Origin of the sequence: Roseomonas chloroacetimidivorans, assembly GCF_049629625.1 — a bacterium.
Lineage (GTDB): Bacteria > Pseudomonadota > Alphaproteobacteria > Acetobacterales > Acetobacteraceae > Roseomonas > Roseomonas chloroacetimidivorans.
In genome coordinates this window covers 1-16,211 of sequence record NZ_JBNBZS010000012.1, presented here as the reverse complement: position 1 = coordinate 16,211, position 16,211 = coordinate 1, and the positions used below count along the sequence as shown (strand labels likewise).

Sequence of the window (16,211 nt, the reverse complement as noted above, 5' to 3'; positions counted from 1 at the left end):
CCCACATAGCGTCTGGTCATGCCCTTCGGGGCACCACCAGGATCGATCCGCCATGACCTTTCTCGCTGCCCGCCCTCTAGCCCCAGCCGAGCCCTGGTCGCCCCTGCCCCATGCCGGGCGGCGGGAGGAGGAGGTAATCTCGATCGGCCTGCTGCGGCACCACACGAAGAACGCGCTGCAGCGCGTGCTCTGCGAAGTGGCGAAGGTGCGTGGGCTGGAGGAGACGCGGCAGGGCCATCGCGTGATGCAGGAGCTGGAGCGGCGGGTGATGCTGAGCGTCTCCCTCTCCGACGCGCTGTTCGGCATAACCCATGCGCCGCTGGGGATGGAGGACCGGCTCAACTCCGTCTGCGAGGCGACGGTGGAGCTGATGAGTGATCCCGATCAGGTCCTGCGGCTGGAAGTAACAGTGGAAGGCGAGTGCCCGGCGGCGCTGAGGATGACGGTGCTGCGGGCCGCGCATGAGATGGTCGGGAATGCCGTGAAGCACGGGCTGCGTGCCCGGCTGCTCGGCCATGTCCGGGTCCGCCTGGCGAGCAACGCCGGGGCGACGCGGCTGACGGTGGAGGATGACGGCTGGGGCTATGCCGGGGCGCGGGACGGGGGTGAGGGGCTGGACCTCCTGCGGTCGCTCGCTGCCCTGCATGGTGGCACGACGACGCTCCAGCGCATTCAGGTGGGCACCCGGGCCGCGATGGAGTTGCCGCATGGTCGCGGCCCCCTGGTGGCGGGCTGACGAGCCAGCCCGCTGCCCCTAACCTGCGCTTGTCCATCAGGGGGTTTGCGCATGTTTGATCTGGCCATCCGCGGCGGTACGGCGGTTCTGGGTGGCGCGGTGGTCCGCTGCGACATTGGCGTCCGCGACGGCCGGATCGTGGCGATCGAGGACCGGATCGACAGCGCGGCGCAGGTGATTCCGGCGGATGGGCTGCTGGTGCTGCCCGGCGGCGTGGATTCCCACTGCCATATCGAGGAGGCCCTGCCCGAAGGCGGTGTGCAGGAAGAGAGCTGGGAGAGCGCATCCCGCTCCTGCTTCGCCGGGGGAACCACGACGGTCATCGCGCATGTGCCGCAGTTCAAGGGCGGGCTGCTGATGGAGCAGCACCGGGCAGCCCGGGAGCGCGCCGCGCGCGCGATGATGGATTACGGCCTGCACCAGATTGTGGCTGAGCCTTCCGAGGCCGCCATGGCCGAGATCCCCGCGCTGGTGGCGGAAGGTGTCGGTAGCCTCAAGGCCTTCCTGACCTATGACGCCCTGCATCTGGACGATGCCGGCTTCCTGGCGGTGCTGCAGGCCGCGCGCCGGCATGGGCTGATGGTGCATGTGCATTGCGAGAACTACGACGCCATCAATCTTTCCACCCGCACGCTGCTTGCCGCAGGCTATACGGCGCCGAAATACCATGCGGTGTCCCGGCCCCCGGTGGTGGAGCGGGAGGCGACCTACCGCGCCATCGCCCTGGCCGAGTTGGTGGGGCAGCCCATCCAGATCTTCCATGTCTCCTGTGCCGAGGTGGCGGAGGAAATTGCGCGCGCCCAGGCACGCGGCCTGCCGGTCAAGGCCGAGACCTGCCCGCAATATGTGACGCTGACCGCCGACGACATGGACCGCCCGGGCTTCGAGGGTGCGAAGTTCATGTGCAGCCCCGCCCCCCGCACCGCCGCCGACCATGAGGGCGTGTGGGAGATGATCCGCCGTGGCGTGCTGGATGTGGTGACGTCAGACCATTGCGGCTTCTCCTATGAGGGAACCCGCGGAAAGGCAAAGAACGGGCGGGATGCGAGCTTCGACGCGATCCCCAATGGCATTCCCGGCCTGGCCGCGCGCCTGCCAGTGATTTTCTCCGAGGGCGTTTCCAAGGGCCGGATCGACCTGCCGACCTTCGTGCGGCTGGTCTCGGAGAACCCGGCGCGGATCGCCGGCATCTACCCCCGCAAGGGCGCGATCGCGCTGGGAAGTGACGCCGATCTCGTGCTCTGGGATCCCGCGCGCCAGGTAACCATCACCAACGGCCTGATGCAGCACGCCATCGACTACACCCCCTATGAGGGAATGCAGGTCACGGGCTGGCCCACCAGCACGATTCGGCGGGGCGAGGTGGTGATGTGGAACGGGACGGTGCTGGCCCAGCCCGGCAGCGGGCAGTGGCTGCGGCGGGGGCCGGCGGCGAACTGAGAAAGGGCGGGGAAGCGAACTCCCCCGGGCCCCTCTTTTTTGCCTGTCTCACTGATGCGCTGGCGGGGCAGGCGCACCCCTTCTTTAGTCGGCCAGCGTCAGAGCGGCGCGCCGCGGTTGCTGTCGAAGATGAAACCGGGATTGGTCATTCCGGTGCCGCCGGAACTCAGGACCCCCGGCAAGGAGGAGCGAGAGGCGTATGCGGATCCGCCTCCGTCCTGGGCGCAGGCGGCGAGGGAGCTAAACAGGGCGCCCATGAGCGCCATGCGAAGGATCACGGGGTAGATTTTCATGGAGTACTGGCCTTCATCCCGGCGGCCTTAAGGCATGACCGTCCCGGGTAAGCCGATCAACGCCGCGGCCGGCCCGGGGTTTGCCTGCCCCGGGGCCCGGGCCCCCTCGCCCCCCGGCCACCTCCGGGTTAAGCATCGCTGCGCCGCAGCAAGGAGTTCCGCATGTCCGCTTCCACCCAACGCTCCTGGGACTTCTGGGTGGACCGGGGCGGCACCTTCACCGATGTGATCGGGCGCGACCCTCAGGGCCGGCTGCACGCGCGCAAGGTGTTGTCCGAAAACCCGGGGGCCTATCGCGATGCCGCGGTGCAGGGCATCCGCCTGCATCTGGGGCTGGCGGCCGGAGCGCCGATCCCTGCGGGGGCCGTGGGTGAGGTGCGGATGGGCACGACGGTGGCCACCAATGCGCTGCTGGAACGCAAGGGCGAGCGCACGGCGCTGATTACCACTCGCGGCTTCCGTGACGCGCTGGCGATCGGCCACCAGGCGCGGCGCGACATCTTCGCGCGCCGGGTGGTGAAGCCGGAACTGCTCTATGCGCGGGTGGAGGAGATTGCGGAGCGCGTGCGCGCCGATGGCACCGTCGAGGCGGCGCTGGACGAGGGCGAGCTGCGCCGCGTGCTCGAAGCGCTGAAGGCAGATGGGTTCCGTTCCCTTGCCATCGTCTTCCTGCATTCCTGGAAGTTCCCGGCGCATGAGGCCGCGGCCGCCGCCATGGCGCGGGAGATGGGCTTCGCGCAGGTCTCGGCCAGCCATGAGGTGGGGCCGCTGATCAAGCTGGTGGGCCGCGGCGACACTACCGTGGTCGATGCGTATCTCTCCCCGGTGCTGCGCCGCTACGTGGCGCAGGTGGAGGAGGAGCTGGACGTCACGCGCACGGGTGCGCGGGTGATGTTCATGACCTCGGCGGGCGGCCTGACCGCGGCCTCGCTGTTCCAGGGGCGGGACGCGATCCTGTCCGGCCCCGCGGGCGGCGTGGTGGCGCTGGCGCGTACGGGCGCCGAGGCCGGGTTCGAGCGGGTGATCGGCTTCGACATGGGCGGCACCTCCACCGATGTCGCGCATTATGCCGGGCAGTTCGAACGTGCACTGGAAACCGAGGTGGCGGGCGTGCGGATGCGCGCGCCGATGATGCTGGTGCATACGGTGGCGGCCGGTGGCGGCAGCATCGTGCGGTACCAGGATGGACGGCTGCGCGTGGGGCCGGAAAGCGCGGGCGCCGATCCCGGGCCGGCCTGCTATCGCCGCGGTGGGCCGCTGACCGTGACCGACTGCAACGTGATGACGGGCAAGCTGGTCCCCGACCTGTTCCCGGCCATCTTCGGCCCGAACCAGGACCAGCCGCTGGATGTGGAGGCCGTGCGCTCGGCCTTTGCCGCGCTGGCGGCGGAGCTGGGCGGCGACCGGACGCCGGAATCCGTGGCCGATGGCGCGTTGCGCATCGCCGTGGCGGGCATGGCGGAGGCGATCAAGACGATCTCCGTCCAGCGCGGCTATGACATCACCAAATATGTGCTGAACGCCTTCGGTGGCGCCTCCGGCCAGCATGCCTGCCTGGTGGCGGATGCGCTGGCAATGACGCGGGTGCTGATCCATCCCTTTTCGGGCTTGCTCTCGGCCTATGGCATGGGGCTGGCGGATATCCGGGCGGTGCGGCAGCGCACGCTGGACCGTCCATTGCAGGACGCGGCGCTACGGGAGGTCGGGCCCGCACTGGAGCTTCTGGCCTCGGAGGCGCGGGGCGAGGTGCTGACCCAGGGCGTGGCCGCCGATGCGCTTTCCACCCGGATTGCGTTGCTGCTGCGCTATGCCGGAACGGACACGCCGCTGGAGGTGCCAGCCCTGGAACTGGCGGGGCAGGCGGATGTGGTGGCCGCTGCCGGCACGCTGCGGACCGACGCGCTGCGCGAGGATTTCGAGAAGGCGCATCTGGCGCGCTTCGGCTTCACTGATCCGACGCGGGACGTGGTGATCGAGGCCGCGCTGGCCGAGGCGGCCGGTGGCGGCGCGTCTGCGATGGCACCGGTGGCGGGTGCGACGGACGGCGCGGCGCCGGAGCCCCTGCGGCAGACGCGCTTCTTCTCGGGCGGCGCCTGGCATGACGCGGCGGTGTATCGGCGCGAGGTGCTGCGCACCGGCCAGTCCATCGCCGGGCCCGCGCTGATCATCGAGCCGAACCAGACCGTGGTGGTCGAGCCCGGTTGGTCCGTGACGCTGACCCCTGCGGATCACCTGGTGCTGGATCGCGTGGAGGTTCTGCAGCGCGGCCAGGCGCTGGGCACCGAGGCCGATCCGGTGATGCTGGAGATCTTCAACAACCTTTTCCGCTCCATCGCCGAGCAGATGGGCGTGGCGCTCCAGAACACGGCCAGCTCGGTCAACATCAAGGAGCGGCTCGACTTCTCCTGCGCGGTCTTTGACGCGGAAGGCGGGCTGGTTTCCAACGCGCCGCATATTCCGGTTCATCTGGGTTCCATGGATGGCAGTGTGGAGAGCATCATCCGCGCCAACCCGAACCCGCGGCCCGGCGATGTCTGGGCGCTGAACGCGCCCTATAATGGCGGCACGCATCTGCCGGACATCACCGTCTGCACGCCGGTTTTCGGCAAGGACGGGAAGGTGATGTTCTGGGTGGCTTCGCGCGGGCATCATGCGGATGTCGGCGGAACCGCACCCGGATCGATGTCCCCGGATGCGACGACGATCGAGCAGGAAGGCGTCTATATCGACAACCTCCTGCTCGTGGAGCAGGGGCGCTTCCGCGAGGATGCGGCGCTGGAACTGCTGACCGGTGCCAAATACCCCGCGCGCAACCCGCCGCAGAACATCGCCGACCTGAAGGCGCAGGTGGCCGCGAATGCGCGTGGCGCGGCGGAGCTTCTGCGGGCCGTGGAAAGCTTCGGCGTGGATGTCGTGCACGCCTATATGAAGCATGTGCAGGACAATGCGGCGGAAAGCGTGCGCCGCGTGCTGGACCGGCTGCCGGAGGAAGCCTCCTTCGACTACGCCATGGATTCAGGCCGGCGCGTGCGCGTGCGGGTCAGCGTGGACCGCAAGGCGCGCGAGGCCACGGTGGATTTCACGGGAACCTCGCCGCAGCAGCCCGACAACTTCAACGCGCCGAAGCCCGTTACGCGCGCGGCAGTGCTCTACTGCTTCCGCTTGCTGGTGGATTCCGACATCCCGATGAATGCGGGCTGCCTGCGCCCTATCAGGATCGTTGTGCCGGAAGGCTCCATGCTCTCCCCGCAATGGCCGGCGGCCGTGGTGGCGGGCAATGTGGAGGTCTCCCAGGCCGTGACCAGCGCGCTGCTGGCCGGCATGGGCGCGCTGGCGCCGGCGCAGAGCACCATGAACAACCTGACCTTCGGGAACGACACCTACCAGTATTACGAGACCATCTGCTCCGGCGCGCCAGCTGGGGAAGGTTTCGACGGGACGCCGGGGGTGCAGACACATATGACGAATTCGCGCCTGACCGACCCGGAGATCCTGGAGACGCGCTTCCCCGTGGTGCTGGAGGAATTCTCGATCCGCGAGGGTTCGGGCGGCATGGGCAAGTGGCGTGCGGGCGATGGCACGCGCCGCACCATCCGCTTCCTGGAGGATATGGAGGTCGCCATCCTCTCCGGCCATCGGGAGGTGCCGCCGCCCGGCTTGTTCGGCGGCGAGCCGGGCGAGTTGGGCCGCAACCTCGTGCGCCGGCTGGACGGGACGGAGGAGGTCCTGCCGGGCTGCGCCAAGTCGGCGCTGCGCGCGGGTGAGGCGGTGACGGTGATCACTCCGACGGGCGGCGGCTTCGGGCCAGTGGCAGAGCGCGGCAAGTAGGCGCGGCGTTCTGATGGAGGCGGTCCGGCCTGCGCGGCCGGCCGCCTTTCAGGAACGGCCATCCAGCGACAGCAAGGCCAGCATGCCCGGCGAGGACGACACCTCCAGTCCCTTCACCCGCAGCCGGCCCAGCGCATCGAGCATGTGGCGGGCCACCTCCCGCGCCGCGGGGGTGAGCGAACGGCCCGAGCGCTTCAGAACCGACAATTCCCGGCGCAACACCGGCGTCAGCGGCCGGAAGACGAGGTTGGAGCGGCTTGTGATCGGCTCCGCCGTCAGGGCGGGCAGGATCGTCACGCCCGCTCCATTTTCCACGAGACTTTGCATGCAGGCCGCGCTCGAAACCTCGTAGCGCGCCCGCGGCAGGTTGCGCGCGATGGTCCGGTTTTGGTCGAGCTGGCGGCGCAGGCCGTTATGCGCGCTCATCGCGACATAGGTCTCGTTCGCCACCGCACTCCAGCGCAGCGGCGCGGTGCTTGCGCCGAGCGGGGAATCCTTCCGGCAGACGACGCCAAAAACATCGCGCAGCAGCACCTCCGCATCGAGATCGCGCGCGGGCTGCGCGAGGGTGGTGATGCCGAAGTCGATCTCGCCGGCGAGCAGCCGGCTGGTCACGTTCTCCACCCCCTCATCGATCAGGCGCACCTCGATGCCCGGATATATGCGTCCGAGCTCAACCAGCGCGGGGGCGAGGACATGGATAATGAAGGAGCCCGCCGCCGCGATGACGACACTGCCACGCCGGCGCGCGGCGGCGGCGGTGATGTCGTCCAGCCCGCGGTCGAGATCCTCAAGCAGGCGCTCGGCCGTTGGCAGGAATTCCAGGGCCTGCGCCGTGGGGATAACGCGCCGCGTCGTGCGGTCGAACAGCGCGAGGCCGGTTTCCTCCTCCAGCGCCTGCACATTCAGCGTCAGGGCCGATTGCGACATGCCGAGGGAGCGCGCGGCGCTGGTGAAGCTGCCTTCCCGCGCGACGGTCACGAAGGCTTCGATCTGGCGCAGGGTGACCCGGCGTCTCATAGAAATACCTCATTAATCCATCAGATCTATGATATAGACGCGGAATAAACGACACGACAGACTTTCCTCAACACGTTCCAAAAGGGAGGAAATGATGTCGGAAGCACTGGCCCTTGATGCGCCCGCCTTGCCGCCGGGACCGATCGGGGGACCCGCCGCCTGGCGCGGTCCGGAGATGATGCAAAAGAAGGACTGGCTGTATCAGTTCACCGACGCCGAGCTGGCCGAGCTGGATGATGCGGTGCGCGCCCATACGGCCTCGGGCCGGTCAATGGGCGAGATCACGGCCGCCAACTTCCATTTGCCCAAGCTGGCGGGCCGCCTGAAGCAGGTCCTGAAGGATGTGCTGGAAGGCCGGGGCTTCGTGCAGTTCCGCGGCTTCCCCGTGGACCGCTACACGACCGAGGAGAGCGCCGTCGCCTATCTCGGCATCGGCAGCCATCTTGGCTCCTTCCGCTCGCAGAACGCGAAGGGGCATCTGCTCGGGCATGTGCGGAATCTCGGGCTCGACATCAAGAAGCCGACCACCCGCTACTACCAGACAGACCGCGCGCTGGAGTTTCATACGGACAGCTGCGACATCGTCGGCCTTCTCTGCCTGAAGGTGTCGAAGTCGGGTGGCGAGAGCCGGATCGTCAGCTCCGTGACGCTGCATGACGAGATGCTGCGCCGCCGCCCGGATCTGTGGCGCCAGCTCTTCAACGCCTTTCCGACCGACCGCCGCGGCGAAATTCCGCCGGGCATGCTGCCCTGGTTCGAGGTGCCGGTCTTCAACTGGTATGAGGGCCAGCTCACAACGATCTATTCGGGCCAATACATCCGCTCGGCGCAGGTCAATTGCCCGCAGGCGCGCCGCCTGACGGAGAAGGAGCGCGAGGCGCTCGACTATCTCGACGCCCTGACGAACGATCCCGAGCTGAACCTGACCATCGAGTTCCGGCCAGGGGACATGCAGTTCCTGCACAACCACCAGATTCTGCACAGCCGGACCGATTTCGAGGATTGGCCCGAGCCGGAGCGGCGGCGTCATCTCCTGCGGCTCTGGCTCTCGCCGCCCGGGGCGCGGCCTCTGCCGCCGAGCTTCGCCCAGCGCTACGGCTCGCTGGAACCCGGCAACCGCGGCGGAATCGTGACCGAGAGCACCACGCTCCAATTCGTGCTCGAACCACAATGACCGGCGCCGCCCGCATCAGCCGCCGCACGGCGTTTGCGGCGGCGGCGGGACTAGTCGCGGCACCCAGGCCAGGCCTCTCGCAGGCCTGGCCGTCGCGGCCGTTCCGCATCATCGCGCCGTTCCAGCCGGGCGGCATCGTGGACAACCTGGCCAGGCTGCTGAGTGACCGCATGCAGCGCAGCCTGGAGCAGCCCCTGGTGGTAGAGAACCGCCCGGGTGCCGGCGGCAATATCGGCACGGCGCTCGTCGCGCGCGCCAAGGGCGATCCCTACATGCTTCTCGTGGGCAGCAGCGGGCCGCTTGCCGTCAGTCCGACGACGGAGAAAAATCTCGGCTATGATCCGCTGACGGACCTGACGCCGATTACCATCCTCGCCGCCACGCCCCTGGTGATGGTGGTGCCAGCCTCCTCACCGCACCGCACGCTGCAGGACCTCATCGCGACGATGCGGCGGGACGGGAAGGAGGCCCTGTTTCCGACGCCCGGTGTGGGTTCCCCGCAACTCCTGGCGGGGCAGGCCTTCTGCCAGCGTATCGGTGTGACGCCTTCCGCCGTGCACTACACGGGCAGCGCGCCGGTGGTGATGTCCATCATCGCCAATGAAATGCCCTGGGCCATCGAGAATCTGGTGCTGGTCCTGCCGCATATTCGCGCCGGCAAGCTCCGCGCCATCGCGGTGACGAGCCGGGAGCGCGCGGCCATGTTGCCGGAGGTACCCACCTTCGTGGAGGCGGGCGTTCCCGGTTTCGAGGCCACGGGCTGGTACGGGCTGCTGGCCCCAGCCGGCATCCCGGCCGAGGTGGTGGACCGTATCCATGCCGCGGCGGTGGAGGCCCTGCGCGATCCGGAGACGGCGCAGCGCATCGCGGAGATGGGCTCGCCCAACATCACCAGCACGCCGGGTGAGTTCAGGGATATGATTGGGCGGGAGATCCGGAAGTGGCGCTCCGTCCTGCTCGCCTCGAATACGGGCCCGCAATAGGACAGATGACGGAAGGGCGGACCGGCTTGGTAAGCTGGATCCGCCCTCCGCCCGGAATGCTCGGGTCAGCCATGACGGGAACACAGGTTTAACGTCCCCGGACTGCGGCGTTCTCCATCGGAGCGGAACCGAAGGAGGACAGTATGCGACTAATCCTGTGTCTCACCGCGCTACTCGGCCTGAGCGGCTGCGGCGTCGTTGCTCTGCCCTTCCGCGTTACCGGAGACGTTGTGCGGGCCGTGCCCATCGTGGGCGAGCCGGTGGGTGCGCCGATCCATGCCGTTGGCGACGTCATCGACTGACACCGGCTCTGGGGCACCAGACGGGGGTGCGGGGCTGCTTCGGGCGGCACTGCCCTATTCGGCGGGTGTCATGGCTGGCGCCGCCTCGGGCATAGCCGGCCCCCAGCCGCGGCGGTGCAGCCACGACATGATGTGGTAGATCGTCTTGAAGGACAGCATCGACAGCGTGACGCGCGGATCGCTGATGCGGCCGCGGGCGAGGTTGCCGGCCAGCATGTTGATGATGCCATCGCGCATCCAGAGCGTGTTCTTCGGCGCCATGAACAGACTGCGCATGACCGGGTCATTGATGCGGTAGATGAGCCAGCCGATAGCGTCCATCGCCTGCGCCAGCTCTGCATTCGTCGCGCGGCAGGCGGCGGCCCCGGCCGCGGGATCATCCAGCCAGGTATCGGCAGCCTTGGCGCCCAGCTCGCCCGCCGTCATGGCCATCAGCACGCCCGTGGAGAACATCGGATCCACGAAGCCATAGGCATCGCCGATCATCAGGTAGCCTTCGCCGCAGCCCGATTTGGCACGGTAGGAATAGTTGGCGGTGCTGTAGATTTCCGAGGTCATCTGCGCGTTGCGCATCCGGGCGGAGACAGTGGGGCTGGAGGCGATGCGGTCCAGGAAGATGTCCTTGGCGCTTCCCTTGCGCCCCTTCCAGGCGGCCTGGTTGCCGACGAAGCCGACGCTCATCACATTGCCGGGCAGGGGGATCAGCCAGAACCAGCCGTCATCGGCCAGATGGACGGAGATGTAGCCGTCCAACTCGCCTTCCCGCCGCTCCACGCCCGTGAAGTGGGCGTACATGGCGGCGGTGTTGTTGTACTTGTTGGACTCCTTCAGCCGGAACTTGCCGGCCAGGAAGGTGTCGCGGCCAGAGGCATCCAGCACGAAGCGGGGGCGGAAGATCAGCTCCACACCCTCCTTGGTGCGGGCCGTCACCGTCGCGCGCTCTCCCTTGGCGCCGAAGGTGATTTCGGTCACCCGAGTGTCTTCCAGCGTCGTGGCGCCCAGGCGCTCGGCGTTCTTGAAAAGGGCGGCGTCGAAATCGGAGCGGCGGACCTGCCAGGAATGGGTGCGCGCCTTGTTCAGCGCCCGGGCGAAGGGGAAGGCGCAGGAACGGCCGGTGCGGTCGGAGACGAACTCGGCACCCGGCTTGTGCACGCCCATGGCCTGCACTGTCTCGAGCAGGCCCAGGCGCTCGATGATGTCGAGGTTCCTGGGAAGCAGGCTCTCGCCGATATGGAAGCGGGGATGGGCGTCCTTCTCGATCATCACGACGTCCCGGCCGGCCTTGGCCAGCAATGCTGCCGCCGTAGAGCCGGCGGGCCCGCCGCCGACGATGAGGACATCCGGGGTCGCAGTCTGTTCCATGGGGCGAAGGTTTCAGCGCGGCCCGGCGGGCCGTCAAGCAGGAAGGTTGAAGCTGAAAGCCCCGGCGGCACCGTAACTGGCGCGCCCCAAGAAGAAGAGATTGAATGCGAGTATTCGACCTAAAGCCGGAGGAGAATACCTGCTCCTCCGGCCCTTACTTCAGGCCAGGCCCGGCCCGTGCCCGTAAGACTGCTCCGGCGTGGCATGCAGCTCGGCCACGCCGCCATTGGGCTCCAGCTCCATGGCGCCGCGGCGGGCCAGGGCGGCTTCCAGCGTGTTCTCCAGCAGGCAGGCGATGGTCATGGGGCCGACGCCGCCCGGCACGGGGGTAATCCAGCCCGCCCGTTCCCGCGCGGTTTCAAACTCAACATCGCCGGTCAGCTTGCCGTCCAGCCCCCGGTTGATGCCGACATCCACCACCACGGCACCCGGCGCGATCCAGTCGCCCTTCACCATGCCGGCCCGGCCCACGGCGGCAACCAGCACCTCCGCCCGGCGGCACTCCTCGGCGATGTCGCGGGAGCGGGAGTGGAGCACGGTCACCGTGGCATCCGCGGCCACGAGCAGCGCGGCCATGGGGCGGCCCACGATCGCGCTGCGCCCCAATACCACGGCCCGCTTGCCCGGCAGCGCCACTCCGGCCTCGGCCAGCAGGTGCATGACGCCCTTGGGCGTGCAGGGCACCAGGCCAGGCAAGCCCGCCGCCAGCCGGCCCGCATTCACGGGGTGGAAGCCGTCCACGTCCTTGGCGGGGTCCACCGCCTCCAGCACCTTTTGCGGGTCGATATGCTTGGGCAGAGGAAGCTGCACGAGGATGCCGTCCACCGCCGGATCGGCATTCAGGCGGCGGACCGTCGCGAGCAACTCGGCCTCGGGCACCGTCTCGGGCAGGAGGATGGTCTCGCTGTCATAGCCCGCCTCCTTCGCCGCGCGGTCCTTGGAGCGGACATAGACGACGCTGGCCGGGTCATCACCAACCCGCACCACGCGTAGGCCGGGGCGGAAGCCAAGCCCCGCCACGCGCGCCGCAAGCCCGGCGCGCAGCCGCGCACCAATGGCCTTTCCGTCAAGGAGCTGCGCCGTCATGTCCGCGCCTTTCAGACCGTCAGCCGCCAGAGAGCGGGAAAGACCGTGATGTTGAGGAAGATCCGCAGCGCCTGAAGCAGCAGGATCAGCACCAGGGGCGAGAGGTCCACGCCGCCAAGATCCGGCAGGATCCGCCGGATCGGCCGCAAGGCCGGCTCGGTCACCCGCCAGAGGAAATCGCCGATCGACCAGACCAGGCGGTTGCGGGTGTCCAGCACGTTGAACGCGGTCAGCAGGCTGAAGACCGCTGCGATGATCAGGATCCAGACATAAAGGCCGATCACCTGATCAATGAGCCAGAACAGAGCCGTCATCCCACCACCCCCGGACCCGCGTTGCGCCCATGGCGCGCGGTGCATGTCTCGCTTATGGAGCCGGAGCTTGCCGCGCGCATCACGCGCGGCGCCCGTTTGCGCCCCTGGTGCCCGCTGTGTATGGCCCGCGTAGGGGGCCGTCCAGCGGGACGCTTGACGTGGCCGCGCCGGCAGGGAATAAGCCGCCCTCACGCGCTGGTCCCCAAGCCGGCGTGGGCGATGGTTTAGGGGCTGTAGCTCAGTTGGGAGAGCGCGTCGTTCGCAATGACGAGGCCAGGGGTTCGATTCCCCTCAGCTCCACCATCCGCCCCAGGGCTTTCCATTTTCCAGCCTCGACATCAGCTCCGTTCCCTGGGTAGTGGGCCTCATGATGCTTATCTGAGGTAAGCTGGCCTCTCCTACCCGCTTCAGACAGGGCCGCCCTTAGTGGCCAGTCCCGCGACTTTAACGCGAGGTTCTTTGTCGTTGCTCACACAGGTATGTTGCCTGACGCGGAACGCGGGTACGTATCACGCGTTGGCCAACCATAGGTTGTCAGGTTCGGGAGAGCCGCCTTGTGTGACGTGTTGGTGGTCGAGGACCAGTCCTTTGTGCGCATGGTCGTCGTCGACATGTTGGAGGATGAGGGGCTGAACGTGCGTGAGGCCGGGACGCCGGACGAAGCGCTGCGGATCGGCAAAGACATGCCAAATTGTTCGCTGCTGGTCACGGATATCGACCTGGAATCGCCGGACATGGACGGCTTCGGCGTGGCGGAGGCGCTGCGGCGCCGTGTTCCCGGGATGCCGGCCGTGTTTGTCTCCGGCCGCCCCTGGCTCCTGCAGAAGCGTGCCCTGGAAGCTTATGAGAGGGCGCTGGCGAAGCCGTTCACCCAGGCTGAGCTGGTCGATGCGGTCAGGGCGCTCATGCGGTCGCTCCCCGGCCACCCGGAATAGGGGCGTTTCGGAAGCGGCGGGAATCCGCTGGCCCCTGCCGTGAAGGAAGCTGGCCTGACGTCTCGCGTGTCACCGCCTGTCCCGCTAAGAGGCGGCGGCCGGACACGGCCCGGAAGGGATACGAGAACGGCTGATCAGGAGCTTGCCCATGGTTCAGCGACCGAACCGCGCCGGCATCATCGCGGCGCTGGACACCAGCAGCCCCGCGCAGGCCGAGGCCTGGGCAGAGGCGCTTGCCCCCCATGTCGGGATGCTGAAGCTCGGCCTCGAATTCTTCGTCGCCCATGGCCCGGCCGCAGTAGCCCGCCTTGGCCGTCACCGACCGCTGTTTCTCGACCTGAAGTTTCACGACATCCCGAACACCGTAGCCGGGGCGGTCCGCTCCGCCTGCGCGCTGCGCCCGGCCATGCTCACCATTCACGCCGCCGGCGGCGCACCCATGATCGCTGCCGCCCGGAAGGCGGCGGAGGAGGAAGGCGGCGCCGACCGCCCCGCCATCCTGGCGGTGACGGTTCTCACCAGCACAAATGCCGCGACCCTGGCCGAAACGGGAGTGGCCGGCGGTCCTGCCCAGCAGGTATTGCGTCTTGCCCGGCTGGCGCTGGAGGCAGGGGCGGACGGATTGGTCTGTGCCCCACCCGAGGTTCCGCTGATCCGCGGCGCGCACGGCGCGGCACCACTCTTGGTTGTGCCGGGCGTGCGCCCGGCTGGCAGTGCGCGGGGCGATCAGGCCCGGGTTGCGACCCCGGCCGAGGCGGCCGCCTCAGGTGCCGACTGGCTCGTCATTGGCCGCCCCATCACCACCGCCCCTGATCCCGCCTTGGCAGCGGCAGCGATCGCGATGGAGCTGGCGGCATGACCGAGCTCAAATTCTGCGGCCTCAACGATGTGGAAGGTCTGGATGCCGCCGTGTCGGCCGGCGCGGATATGCTGGGCTTCGTCTTTTTCCCGCCCTCGCCGCGCAACGTGACGCCCGAGGCAGCCGCCGCGCTGTCCGCCCGAGCGCCGGCCTCAGGCGCGGGCGGCCCGCGGCGTGTCGGCCTTTTCGTGGATGCGACGGATGAGCTGATCGCCGCAGTGCTGGCCGCGCTGCCGCTCGACATCCTTCAGCTTCACGGCAGCGAATCGCCAGCCCGCAGCGCGGAAATTCGTGCTCGTTTCGGTCGGCCGGTGATGAAGGCCCTTGGAATCGCAGTGCCGGAGGACCTTACGGCGCTGGCCAGTTATGCCCCGGTGGTGGACCGGTTTCTCCTGGACGCGAAGAGTCCCCCTGGCGCGACGACCCCCGGCGGCAATGCGCGGGCTTTCGATTGGTCCATTCTGGCAGGCCAGATTGTGCCCCGGCCCTGGCTTCTGGCCGGCGGTTTGACGCCGGGCAACGTCGCCTCGGCCCTCCAGGCCACAGGCGCGAGCGGGGTGGATGTGTCATCCGGCGTGGAGCGGGCGCGAGGGCGCAAGGATCCGGCGCTGATTGCCGCCTTCGCGCAGGCGGTTCGCGGCCGATCGGGGGAAACTAGCGGAGAAAGCTGAAGGCCCGGAGTTACGGGGAGAGCAGCATCTTCGTGCCGCCGCGACATGCAGGCGCCAGTCCGCAGCGGGCGTCATTTTGAATATCAAAACGGCCCCAAGATGCAGGAAGGATCCATCTAATCATTTCAATTTGGCATCACTGCAACGTGCAGGGTTATACAACCCTAGGTTGCTAGGCGCTCCTCCCCTCTAAAATCAATCTTCCGCACATCTTACTCACACATGGCGGAGAATTCAGAATATGGCCGGGAAAGTTTCCTACTCCGACAATATCCAGACGACGGATGAGGATGACTCCATCCTGTTCCGCAGCGTCGCGGATTTTCGGGCGACAACCAGCCTCAATGGCGGCGCCGGCAGTGACACGCTTCGCTTTGTAGGTGCGGATGGCAGCCTTGCCTCGGCGATCGGCGGGACCATTGCGCTGACCGATTTCAGCGGGTTCTCGAACCTGGAGAACATCGTGCTCGGGAACGGCCCCTGGGTCATCGACCTCGGTGCGCGGGCCAAGAGCGCCTTCTCGGGCGGGGTGGTCCATATCTACGCCACTGAGTCGACCGATTCCGTGGACATTTCCGTCAAGACCGGCGGCCCGACCCTCTATGCCACCGGTTCTGGCAGTGATGACCGGATCTATGGCGGCGACGGCAACGACGTGATCGAGGGCGGCACGGGCGGCCTGGATGGCGATGGCGGCCATGACATGCTGCGCGGCTATGCCGGCAACGACACGATTGTTTTTCATGCGGGCAGCTACACGGCGGCGGACAAGGTGGATGGCGGCGCGGACACGGACACGCTGCGGCTGCTGGATGGCCAGGTCCTGGCCGACAAGGCCTTCCAGAACACCGTGAACATGGAGGTGATCTCGCTCGGCGACGGGGCCTACAACCTGACGCTGGACGCCTTTGCCAAGGCGGCCTTCACGGGCGGGCTGGTCAAGGTCGCGGCGGGCGCGGGCACCGACGCCCTCACCCTCAATGTCGGCGCCAATGGCCCGGCGGTGACGGTGACGGGCAGCGCCGGGGCTGACGCGATCACGGGCGGGGCCGGGGCCGACACGATCAATGGCGGCGGCGGCGACGACATCCTCAAGGGCGGCGCGGGCAACGACACCATCGTCTTCAACAACGGTGCCCTGACCGCGGGCGACACGGTGGATGGCGGCGCGGGCTATGACGCGATCCGCCTGCTGGGCGGCGGCACGC

The 16,211-nt window shown here is 68.1% G+C and carries 14 protein-coding genes, 1 tRNA gene and 1 pseudogene; 11 read left to right on the top strand and 5 right to left on the bottom strand.

Going from position 1 to position 16,211, the window contains the following annotated elements; genetic code table 11:
* The first annotated feature begins 52 nt into the window (after nt 1–52).
* On the top strand, nt 53–736 hold the full coding sequence (locus ACO1BU_RS11000; RefSeq protein WP_424135987.1) for an ATP-binding protein: 684 nt from the start codon (nt 53–55) through the stop codon (nt 734–736).
* Between the two features lie 51 nt (nt 737–787).
* Nucleotides 788–2,176 carry a dihydropyrimidinase gene (hydA, locus tag ACO1BU_RS10995; protein WP_424135986.1) on the top strand — a complete coding sequence of 463 codons (1,389 nt, stop codon included), beginning with the start codon at nt 788–790 and terminating at the stop codon, nt 2,174–2,176.
* Between the two features lie 98 nt (nt 2,177–2,274).
* Here the strand turns inward: hydA and ACO1BU_RS10990 are convergent, their stop codons facing one another.
* On the bottom strand, nt 2,275–2,469 hold the full coding sequence (locus ACO1BU_RS10990; RefSeq protein WP_424135985.1) for a hypothetical protein: 195 nt from the start codon (nt 2,467–2,469) through the stop codon (nt 2,275–2,277).
* A 162-nt stretch (nt 2,470–2,631) separates the two neighbouring features.
* On the opposite strand from ACO1BU_RS10990, the gene ACO1BU_RS10985 reads away from it, so the two are divergent.
* The gene (locus ACO1BU_RS10985) at nt 2,632–6,297 is read left to right on the top strand and encodes a hydantoinase B/oxoprolinase family protein (RefSeq protein WP_424135984.1); all 3,666 of its coding nucleotides are present in this window, start codon (nt 2,632–2,634) and stop codon (nt 6,295–6,297) included.
* 48 nt (nt 6,298–6,345) lie between these two features.
* Here ACO1BU_RS10985 and ACO1BU_RS10980 read toward each other — a convergent pair whose 3' ends face one another.
* Nucleotides 6,346–7,317, bottom strand: a complete 972-nt coding sequence (locus ACO1BU_RS10980; protein WP_424135983.1) for a LysR family transcriptional regulator — start codon at nt 7,315–7,317, stop codon at nt 6,346–6,348.
* Between the two features lie 94 nt (nt 7,318–7,411).
* On the opposite strand from ACO1BU_RS10980, the gene ACO1BU_RS10975 reads away from it, so the two are divergent.
* From ACO1BU_RS10975 to ACO1BU_RS10965, 3 genes are all read left to right on the top strand, one after another.
* A complete protein-coding gene (locus ACO1BU_RS10975; RefSeq protein WP_424135982.1) occupies nt 7,412–8,491 on the top strand; it encodes a TauD/TfdA family dioxygenase in 1,080 nt (359 codons plus the stop codon).
* On the top strand, nt 8,488–9,474 hold the full coding sequence (locus ACO1BU_RS10970; protein WP_424135981.1) for a Bug family tripartite tricarboxylate transporter substrate binding protein: 987 nt from the start codon (nt 8,488–8,490) through the stop codon (nt 9,472–9,474). Before ACO1BU_RS10975 ends, ACO1BU_RS10970 begins: the two co-directional genes overlap by 4 nt.
* Nucleotides 9,475–9,617: 143 nt before the next feature.
* Nucleotides 9,618–9,776 (top strand): DUF6726 family protein, encoded by a 159-nt coding sequence (locus ACO1BU_RS10965; protein ID WP_424135980.1) that lies wholly within the window; start codon nt 9,618–9,620, stop codon nt 9,774–9,776.
* A 54-nt stretch (nt 9,777–9,830) separates the two neighbouring features.
* On the opposite strand, the gene ACO1BU_RS10960 is transcribed toward ACO1BU_RS10965, so the two are convergent.
* The 3 genes and pseudogenes from ACO1BU_RS10960 to ACO1BU_RS10950 form a co-directional block, all read right to left on the bottom strand.
* Nucleotides 9,831–11,138, bottom strand: a complete 1,308-nt coding sequence (locus tag ACO1BU_RS10960; protein WP_424135979.1) for an NAD(P)/FAD-dependent oxidoreductase — start codon at nt 11,136–11,138, stop codon at nt 9,831–9,833.
* Nucleotides 11,139–11,387: 249 nt separating this feature from the next.
* A pseudogene (gene folD, locus ACO1BU_RS10955) lies at nt 11,388–12,224 on the bottom strand (bifunctional methylenetetrahydrofolate dehydrogenase/methenyltetrahydrofolate cyclohydrolase FolD); the annotation flags it as partial.
* 11 nt (nt 12,225–12,235) lie between these two features.
* The gene (locus ACO1BU_RS10950; protein ID WP_424135977.1) at nt 12,236–12,538 is read right to left on the bottom strand and encodes a YggT family protein; all 303 of its coding nucleotides are present in this window, start codon (nt 12,536–12,538) and stop codon (nt 12,236–12,238) included.
* 227 nt (nt 12,539–12,765) lie between these two features.
* On the opposite strand from ACO1BU_RS10950, the gene ACO1BU_RS10945 reads away from it, so the two are divergent.
* From ACO1BU_RS10945 to ACO1BU_RS10925, 5 genes are all read left to right on the top strand, one after another.
* Nucleotides 12,766–12,841: transfer RNA gene (locus ACO1BU_RS10945), tRNA-Ala, on the top strand.
* A gap of 260 nt (nt 12,842–13,101) precedes the next feature.
* On the top strand, nt 13,102–13,473 hold the full coding sequence (locus ACO1BU_RS10940) for a response regulator (protein ID WP_424136127.1): 372 nt from the start codon (nt 13,102–13,104) through the stop codon (nt 13,471–13,473).
* Between the two features lie 148 nt (nt 13,474–13,621).
* A complete protein-coding gene (gene pyrF / locus ACO1BU_RS10935; RefSeq protein WP_424135976.1) occupies nt 13,622–14,332 on the top strand; it encodes an orotidine-5'-phosphate decarboxylase in 711 nt (236 codons plus the stop codon).
* Nucleotides 14,329–15,003 (top strand): phosphoribosylanthranilate isomerase, encoded by a 675-nt coding sequence (locus ACO1BU_RS10930; RefSeq protein ID WP_424135975.1) that lies wholly within the window; start codon nt 14,329–14,331, stop codon nt 15,001–15,003. Before pyrF ends, ACO1BU_RS10930 begins: the two co-directional genes overlap by 4 nt.
* A gap of 241 nt (nt 15,004–15,244) precedes the next feature.
* The coding region (locus tag ACO1BU_RS10925) for a calcium-binding protein (protein ID WP_424135974.1) at nt 15,245–16,211 on the top strand (967 nt) is incomplete at its 3' end.

Excerpts from the sequence above, each read along its gene's own strand:
- ACO1BU_RS11000 (WP_424135987.1), top strand. The coding sequence starts at position 53 with ATGACCTTTCTCGCTGCCCGCCCTCTAGCCCCAGCCGAGCCCTGGTCG.
- hydA (WP_424135986.1), top strand. The coding sequence starts at position 788 with ATGTTTGATCTGGCCATCCGCGGCGGTACGGCGGTTCTGGGTGGCGCG.
- ACO1BU_RS10990 (WP_424135985.1), bottom strand. The coding sequence starts at position 2,469 with ATGAAAATCTACCCCGTGATCCTTCGCATGGCGCTCATGGGCGCCCTG.
- ACO1BU_RS10985 (WP_424135984.1), top strand. The coding sequence starts at position 2,632 with ATGTCCGCTTCCACCCAACGCTCCTGGGACTTCTGGGTGGACCGGGGC.
- ACO1BU_RS10980 (WP_424135983.1), bottom strand. The coding sequence starts at position 7,317 with ATGAGACGCCGGGTCACCCTGCGCCAGATCGAAGCCTTCGTGACCGTC.
- ACO1BU_RS10975 (WP_424135982.1), top strand. The coding sequence starts at position 7,412 with ATGTCGGAAGCACTGGCCCTTGATGCGCCCGCCTTGCCGCCGGGACCG.
- ACO1BU_RS10970 (WP_424135981.1), top strand. The coding sequence starts at position 8,488 with ATGACCGGCGCCGCCCGCATCAGCCGCCGCACGGCGTTTGCGGCGGCG.
- ACO1BU_RS10965 (WP_424135980.1), top strand. The coding sequence starts at position 9,618 with ATGCGACTAATCCTGTGTCTCACCGCGCTACTCGGCCTGAGCGGCTGC.
- ACO1BU_RS10960 (WP_424135979.1), bottom strand. The coding sequence starts at position 11,138 with ATGGAACAGACTGCGACCCCGGATGTCCTCATCGTCGGCGGCGGGCCC.
- ACO1BU_RS10950 (WP_424135977.1), bottom strand. The coding sequence starts at position 12,538 with ATGACGGCTCTGTTCTGGCTCATTGATCAGGTGATCGGCCTTTATGTC.
- pyrF (WP_424135976.1), top strand. The coding sequence starts at position 13,622 with ATGGTTCAGCGACCGAACCGCGCCGGCATCATCGCGGCGCTGGACACC.
- ACO1BU_RS10930 (WP_424135975.1), top strand. The coding sequence starts at position 14,329 with ATGACCGAGCTCAAATTCTGCGGCCTCAACGATGTGGAAGGTCTGGAT.